The sequence below is a fragment of the Aeromonas sp. ZOR0002 genome (assembly GCF_963866995.1).
GTDB classification, from domain to species: domain Bacteria; phylum Pseudomonadota; class Gammaproteobacteria; order Enterobacterales; family Aeromonadaceae; genus Aeromonas; species Aeromonas caviae.
Genome location: NZ_CAWMFQ010000143.1, coordinates 1 through 7,273 on the forward strand (window position 1 = coordinate 1; position 7,273 = coordinate 7,273).

Genomic DNA, 7,273 nt, shown 5'->3' on the forward strand with positions numbered 1-7,273 from the left:
CACCTTGGCCCGCACCAGGTCGGCGATCTCCGAGCCATGGTTGACCCCGCCCACGCTGGTGGTGGAGGCGACCAGCTCGGGGGCGACCGAAGCGACGTAGCGAATGGTGGGGCCACCGTGAGAGTGGCCGATGAGGTTCACCTTCTCCGCCCCCGTGATGGCGAGCACCTGCTGCACCTGCTTGAGCAGCTGTTCACCGCGCAGCTCCGAGCTCTGGGTGGCGGAGACCTGGGCCACGTAAACCTTGGCGCCATCCCGGGTCAGGGCCTGGGGGATGCCGTAGAAGTAATCGACCCCGAGCAGCTTGTCGAAACCGAACAGACCGTGCACCAGCACTATGGGGTAGCGGGTCTGGGTATAACCGGCGCCCTGACCCAGCATGGGCAGGGCGCACAACAGCATCAATAGCCATCTTTTCATCTTCACCGTCCTTGTGAAAAAACCGGCTGCATTCTGGTCGTCACCGGGGCAGCCACCGGCCTCATGCCAGTACCGGCAGCATGGTAGCTGAACTCAAATGTATCTGTGGGTGGGATCACTAAACCGGGGATTGCAGAAAAACCCTACCCATATGGGCAAAAAAGGCGGCACCAACTATTCCTTGTGTCTGCCCATTAAATAAGTTAAATAATAATTATTATCATTTGAGTGGTCGAGTCATGACGGGAACCTGGGTGAAGGGGTGGGTCGGTACCACCGGAGCGGACAGCAGCATGGCGCACTGGAAAGCGCAGACCCTGAGTGGCAACCGCCATTTCGATGCGGGGGAGTACGCCAGGGCGCTCGACTGCTATCAGCTGGCGCTGTGGCTTGCCCGCCAGCAGTTTGCCGACTGGCACGATGCCGACGAAGCGGTGGCGGCCCTGGTGGTGGCCCATCACAACCTGGCGGATCTGCTGGTGGCCATGACCCTGCCGGATCGGGCCGCCGACCTGCTGTGTCACATCCATGATTGCCTGCTGGCCACCAGCCAGTCCCCCACCAGTTCCGCTGCCCTGCGGGAGGCGGCTGTTCGCCACGCCCGCAGCACCCGTACCGAGCTGCTCGCCTTTCTGGGCAAACACGGTCATCACGACGGCATCCAGCGCAGCCTGGGTCAATGTCTGTGTCAGACCGGCTCTGCCCATCAACTGCATTGAGCCCAACAGGAGAGACAATGAACATGAGCCATACCCTGCCAGCCCTTCCTTACGCTTATGACGCGCTGGAACCCCATATCGATGCAAAGACCATGGAGATCCATCACAGCCGTCACCATCAGACCTACATCAACAACCTCAATGCCGCCCTGGCCGATCTGCCGGAGCTGGCTGCCCTGCCGCTGGAGGCATTGCTTGCCCGTATCGACAGCCTGCCGGCCCAGGTGCAGGGGGCGGTGCGCAATCACGGCGGCGGTCACGCCAACCACAGCCTGTTCTGGCAGGTGATGAGTCCGCAGGGCGGCGGCGAGCCGGACGGCGAGCTGGCCGCAGCGATCGAGCGGGATCTGGGTGGGCTGGAATCCTTCAGACAGGCCTTTACCCAGGCGGCGTTGAGCCGTTTTGGCAGCGGCTGGGCCTGGCTGGTGGTCGATGGGCGCGGCAAGTTGCAGGTGGTGAGCAGCGCGAACCAGGACAGCCCCCTGATGGAGGGGCTCACCCCCATACTCGGGCTGGATGTGTGGGAGCATGCCTACTACCTCAAGTACCAGAACAAGCGTCCCGACTACATAGCCGCGTTTTACAACGTGATCGACTGGGACGAGGTGGCACGGCGTTACGTGGCGGCGCTGGCCTGACGCCCCATTTCACCTGATGAAAGAGACCCGCCTGTTGGCGGGTCTCTGCTATTGAGGGGTCGGCGCGCTGCTGGCAGCCGGATTATCCACGGGTGTTGCTTCGCTCGGCACGGCTGCGCTGGTGGCTGGTGCACCGCTGGTTGCAGCCGCTGCACTGGTGGCGGTTGCCGCGCTCACGGCCGTTGCCTGCTTGGCCTTCGGCTGATGAGGGGGCGGTGCAATGGGCAGGTAGGGCTGGCTTGCCCCTATGGTGCTCAACGCCTGGCAGGGGACCGGGCCGCCGATGACGATGGGCTCGCCGAGGAACTTGGGCCCCTTGTCCAGCACGTAGAGGTCCAGCAGCCCCATCAGGCGGGCGAACACCTCGCGCACCCGGGTCTTGATGCCCTGATAGGCGCTGGGATCCACGGCGTTGAAGCCGACCGCCTCGATGCCGAAATGGCGGGCGATGAAGATGGCGCGCTCGTTGTGAAAGGCCTGGGAGACCACGGTGAAGTGGGCCTGACCGAACACCTCCTTGGCACGCACGATGGAGTCCAGAGTCCGAAAGCCGGCGTAGTCGCTGTAGATGGCGTTGGCCGGGATGCCGGCCTGGATCAGGGCCCGCCGCATCTGGCGCGGTTCGTTGTACTGCACGGTGGCGTTGTCGCCGGAGACCAGGATGTAGTCCACCTTGCCGTTGTTGTAGAGCTCGGCGGCGGCCTTGATCCGGTATTTGAAGTAGTGGTTCGGGCTGCCGCCAATCAGGTATTTGGAGGTGCCGAGCACCAGGGCGACCCGGTTGTAGGGCACCGCGTTGACGTCGTCGTAGGTGTAGTGACGGGCGTCCGAGACGGTCCACTCGCTGTAGCCAAGCAGGGCGGCGATGGAGGCCAGCAACAGGCAGAGGCAGGCGAGCAGGATCTTGGCAAACTTCTTCATGCGCGGTGCGGTTCGGGTCTGAAGTAAGAGAAGACAGGGGGCCATTCTATTACAAGTTGTTGTGGCGCGTCAGGTTTGATGGCGGCGCAGGGGCTCACTCGGGCAGAGGTTGTCGCAGCGCGCGCCAGGATCCCGGGCTTATCAAACGGCGCCATAAACAAGGGGCGGCCATGGCCGCCCCTTGTCATCGCCGTCTCGTTCTCAGTGGGAAGAGTCGTTGGCCTTGCACTCGTCGGAGTCCTTGTTGGCTTCCCACCAGGGCAGCAGCTCGCGGCCGAGCCACTGCTGGTAGGCCTCGCTGTCATTGGCAATCAGCTGGTCCAGCTCGGCTTCGAAGGCGCTCATGGCCTGCTCTCGATCCGGGCCTCGCAGGGCCCGGGCCATGGCCAGCCAGCTGGCGCCGCGACCGGTCTCGTTCAGGAAGCGGTGCACCGTGTAGGACCAGGAGTAGACCATCTCGCCGCCCTTGTCGTAATCCAGGTGCAGGATGTCGGCGAGGGCCGGACGATCGCTGGCCGGGCGGCCGGTGACGTTGTCCAGACCGCGGGCGAAGCACTGGCCGTGGGCGATGAACTCCGCCAGCCCTTCCGACCACCAGGTGGTGCGGTTGAGCGGGTAGTGGCCGAAGCTGCCGTACTGGTTGAAGCGGCCGTCCAGGTAGTGCACGTACTCGTGGCGCAGGTTCCACACCTGGAATGCAGGGCGCTTCCACTCCGCCTCGTAGGCGAAGAAGCGGGCCTGGTTGCCGGGGCGCGCCGGATCCCCTTCGAGGTAGATACCGCCGTTGTCGGTGGAGACGCCGCCGAACAGGGCACTGCCGTAGCGTTTCCAGTCAGCGGAGGAGTCGAAGATCACCAGTTCCAGCGCCTCGTTGTGATCATCCGCCACCGGCTGCCAGCCGGTCTCCATCTGCTGGTGGAACTGCTGCTCTTCGGCACCCAGTTCACGGCAGATCCCCTCGGCCTGGCTCATGGTCAGATCCTGGGCCCGCAGGCGCAGGGTCGGCGAGCAGGTGTGCTCGAACGGCAGCACGTCCTCCACCCGGACAGGGGTGCAGAGCCCGGCGAAGTCACCGCTGATGCAGGCTTCGCTGGTGCGGTCCGTGTAGGTCAGGTAGTAGGTGGAGAGGGTCAGTGACATGTCTTCCAGCAGGTCCTGACTCTGCTGGCCACCGGGGATCAGGTCGTGGTGGCGAACCAGTGCGATGACGGAGTCATCCAGCAGCTTGCGGTAGCCGTCGAGCTCGTCCGGGCGGGTATAGCGGGCGACCCGGTAGAGACGGGTGTAGGCATCCAGCACGTTGTTGAGCAGGAACAGATCGGCGCCATCCCTTCCTTGCCACAACGCGAGTTCGCTCATGCCGAGGGCGTGCAGCTGCTTGCGCAGCTCGCCATCCTGCGCTCGGAAGTCGTTGGCGAAGGGGTCGCTGTAGTCGCTGGCGAAGTCGAGGAAGTTGAGCAGATCGAACAGGCCGGTTGCCCAGGCGTGCTGACCGTTGATCTCGCTGGCATGGCGGGTGCTGTAGGCCAGCATCTGGTTGAACTCGCCGAGCAGGGTGCCAAAACGGCTCTGCACTGCCGGGCTCTTGAACTGACCGTGCAGGGCGATGCTCCAGGCACCGATCACGGAGCCCACCTCATCGGTGGGTTGCTCCGGGAAGAGCAGCGGATGGGCACCGAGCGCGGTCAATGCCTCGGCCAGCGCCTCGGCGGCGGCCGGGCCGTCTTCCTTGTGCTTGCCGTAGTTGTGGTAGTTGTGGGCACGCACGTATTCCAGCAGCAGCTTCATGGCCGGATGAGCCGGCTGATTGGCCGCCAGCAGGCTCTGGATGCCGCGGGACACGGCCAGCAGCTTGGTGTCATCGTGACCATAGTTCTCCTGCCAGACCGGCGCGGGCTGGCCACTGGCATCCTGCACTATCCTGGCCGCTTCGGCGTCCAGCAGTTCGGTGCCCGGCAGATCCGGCTCGGAGCAGGCGCGGCCGTCGGCACGGCGACAGTCGAGCTGCTCTTCCTTGCTGGCCAGCACGATGGGGCGGTTGAGCACCCGGTTCTCCTGCCACTCGGTTGTTTCCGGCAGGGTCTGCCATTCGCTGCCCCCCACCGGGTATTGATAGCCGGTGTCCTTCAAGACCACCTGCACTTCGCTGCCGGCGGGCAGGGTCTGACGGCACACCCGATAGCTGATGGTCTTGTCCTCTTCCTGACGGGTCTGGGGTTCATCGCACTCCTGCTGGGCCTTGATCTCGTCCAGCAACCAGGTGTACTGGCGCCAGACGTGCAACTCGCTCACCTGCTTGGCGGCCTGGCTGCCCGCGATGGGCTGCAGGCGGAAGAAGATCTGCTCGAGGCGACCATCCCGTTCGTTGGGGGTCTCTTCCAGCACCTTCAATTGCTGCCAGTTTTGCGGCCGGTACTGCCATGCCTGCTCGGCGCAGCGACCTTCGGCGTTGAGCTCACAGCGATCCAGCTCCTGCTCGCTGTGACCCAGAATGACCCGCTCAGCCAGCGGTAGACGATCCTGACGCGGCGCGGTCGGGGTGCCCGCCAGCGGCTCCCAGCGGCCCTGCTTCATGCCGTAGCCATAGTCATAGCTGCTGGCCGGGACGGCCTTGCCGGCCGGTACCACCTCTTCACAGCTGAGGTAGCGGATCTGCCAGCCCTGCTCGATCTTGAGTTGCGGCTCGCCGCACTGCTGCTCTGCCAGCGCGGCCAGGTTGGCATCGCGCCAGTCGAAGCGGCGATACACCCTCAACTGCTGATAAGGGGCGTCGCCGCTGCGGGCGCTCAGTTCAAAGGTCACTTCGGTGAGACGATCCCCCAGCTGACGGCTGGATTCGCCTTTGAGTTGATACTGTTGCCAGTCGGAGGGGGAGTAGTTGGCCAGCGCCGAAGTGGCGAGCAGACCGGGGGCTGCCAGGAGCAGCAGCCGGGGAGAGAGGTGCTTCATCATGATCCCTTTGGTGGATGGAGAGGCGTGGGGACCAGAGAGGGTATTGGGCTCCAAAGGAATATCAATTGGCCAGATGGCGCAGCGGAATGATGCATTCGGGAGCAAACAACATAAAAACAGCCCCAAAGGGGGCTGTGTTGATAGCAAGGACTGCGCCCCATATGGGGGAGGCGTCACTCCTCTTGTCGCAAGCTGCGGGCGAGCAGGGTGCGGGAGGGTTTCAGATTGCCGCCGAGATCCGGCCAGGGATGCCACTGGTCCGGCACCATGAAGCCGGGTAACGACACCCTGATCCAGGCGGCCAGTTCGGCATAAGAAACGGGGGCCCCGAGCCAGTCGATAAAGGCGGCGGGCCTATGCCCCCACTCGTCGCTCGGCACCGGCACCACCAGGGCCTGGGCCACGGCGGGGTGATCCACCAGCCGCTGTTCTATGGTCTCGGGCTGGATGTTCTCCCCCCCCGAGATGAAGAGGTTGTCGAGCCGCCCCTCCACCACCAGATCGCCCCCCGGAGTGAGGCGGCCCTTATCCCGGGTGTGGAACCAGCCCTCTTCATCGAGGGGGCGCACCAGCTCGCCCTCCCTGAAATAGCCGGCAAACAGGGTCTCACCGCGCACGCAGATCTCCCCCTGGCGGATGCAGACCTCCCGCCCCGGCAGCGGGCGACCCACCACGCCGGCGGCGCAGGGTTGCCCGGTGCAGACCTGGCTGCCCATCTCGGAGAGGCCATAGCTCACCTTGGGCTCCAGCCCCAGAGCGGTCAGCCGGTTGACCAGGGGCGCCGGGATGGCGGCGCCCCCGAGCAGCAGCTCTCGCACCCGGGTGCGGGATGGGTCGAACCCCTGTGTCAGCAGGCGCCAGAGCTGGGTCGGCACCAGCGAGAGGTGGGTGATGGGCTGATCCTCTAGCCGCGCCTTGAGGGGCCGGGTGCGATCGTCCAGCACCAGGGCGGCTCCTGCCAGGAAGACCCGGAACAGGATGGCGTAACCGCCGACGTGAAACAGCGGCAGGGAGAGCAGCCAGCCGCAGGCTTCGTCCAGGGGGATCAGGGTGGCGGAACCCCGGGCCGAAGCGAGGTGGTTGGCGAGGCGGTGGACCACCGCCTTGGGGGTACCGCTGGATCCCGAGGTGAGGATCATGTTGTTCGGCTGGTCGGGTACCAGCGGGAACTCCCCATCTGCGGCCAGCTCGTCCGTGAAGTCGAGGCTGAGGGCTTGCCAGTCGCCCGCCGGGATCTCGCCTGCCGACCAGAATGCCCGGGCCTCGAGCTGGCTCGCCAGTTCGCTGTGTCTGGTTGCCGGAAAGGCGGGATTGAGGGGGCAGAAGACGATGCCGCTGCGCACGCAGGCCCAGGCCAGCAACACATCCTCCAGGGCGCCGCGCACCACGGCGGCGAGATGATCTCCCCGTTCCAGCCCGGCCCGGGCGAGCTGATTGCACAGGCTGTTGAGGCGCAGGTCGAGGCGCTGGTAGCTAAGAGGCTCCCCGCTGTGGATGGCAATGCGATGAGGGACCAGTGTCGCCCAGCGTCGTACCGGGCAGGTTTCCTGCCGTGGGATCTGACGGGTCACCATGGGTCAGTCACGGTGAAACAGGGGGTCCATCCTGCCCGGATCACTGTGA

Annotated in this window: 6 protein-coding genes; 2 read left to right on the forward strand and 4 right to left on the reverse strand. The window is 65.0% G+C overall.

Annotated elements, in window-relative coordinates; all coding sequences use genetic code 11:
- On the reverse strand, positions 1-420 hold a 420-nt coding region (locus AACR77_RS08630; protein ID WP_042880832.1), incomplete at its 3' end, for an esterase/lipase family protein.
- A gap of 293 nt (positions 421-713) precedes the next feature.
- On the opposite strand from AACR77_RS08630, the gene AACR77_RS08635 reads away from it, so the two are divergent.
- Both AACR77_RS08635 and AACR77_RS08640 read left to right on the forward strand, forming a co-directional pair.
- Positions 714-1,139, forward strand: a complete 426-nt coding sequence (locus AACR77_RS08635) for a hypothetical protein (protein ID WP_042880834.1) — start codon at positions 714-716, stop codon at positions 1,137-1,139.
- A 23-nt stretch (positions 1,140-1,162) separates the two neighbouring features.
- Positions 1,163-1,777, forward strand: a complete 615-nt coding sequence (locus AACR77_RS08640; RefSeq protein WP_042880836.1) for a superoxide dismutase — start codon at positions 1,163-1,165, stop codon at positions 1,775-1,777.
- A gap of 48 nt (positions 1,778-1,825) precedes the next feature.
- Here AACR77_RS08640 and AACR77_RS08645 read toward each other — a convergent pair whose 3' ends face one another.
- From AACR77_RS08645 to menE, 3 genes are all read right to left on the reverse strand, one after another.
- On the reverse strand, positions 1,826-2,743 hold the full coding sequence (locus tag AACR77_RS08645) for a SanA/YdcF family protein (RefSeq protein ID WP_042880829.1): 918 nt from the start codon (positions 2,741-2,743) through the stop codon (positions 1,826-1,828).
- A 156-nt stretch (positions 2,744-2,899) separates the two neighbouring features.
- A complete protein-coding gene (locus tag AACR77_RS08650) occupies positions 2,900-5,647 on the reverse strand; it encodes a collagenase (RefSeq protein WP_042880837.1) in 2,748 nt (915 codons plus the stop codon).
- 176 nt (positions 5,648-5,823) lie between these two features.
- Positions 5,824-7,224, reverse strand: coding sequence for an o-succinylbenzoate--CoA ligase (gene menE / locus AACR77_RS08655; protein WP_042880830.1), 1,401 nt, complete (start codon positions 7,222-7,224; stop codon positions 5,824-5,826).
- Positions 7,225-7,273 lie beyond the last annotated feature (49 nt).

Excerpts from the sequence above, each read along its gene's own strand:
- AACR77_RS08635 (WP_042880834.1), top strand. The coding sequence starts at position 714 with ATGGCGCACTGGAAAGCGCAGACCCTGAGTGGCAACCGCCATTTCGAT.
- AACR77_RS08640 (WP_042880836.1), top strand. The coding sequence starts at position 1,163 with ATGAGCCATACCCTGCCAGCCCTTCCTTACGCTTATGACGCGCTGGAA.
- AACR77_RS08645 (WP_042880829.1), bottom strand. The coding sequence starts at position 2,743 with ATGGCCCCCTGTCTTCTCTTACTTCAGACCCGAACCGCACCGCGCATG.
- AACR77_RS08650 (WP_042880837.1), bottom strand. The coding sequence starts at position 5,647 with ATGAAGCACCTCTCTCCCCGGCTGCTGCTCCTGGCAGCCCCCGGTCTG.
- menE (WP_042880830.1), bottom strand. The coding sequence starts at position 7,224 with ATGGTGACCCGTCAGATCCCACGGCAGGAAACCTGCCCGGTACGACGC.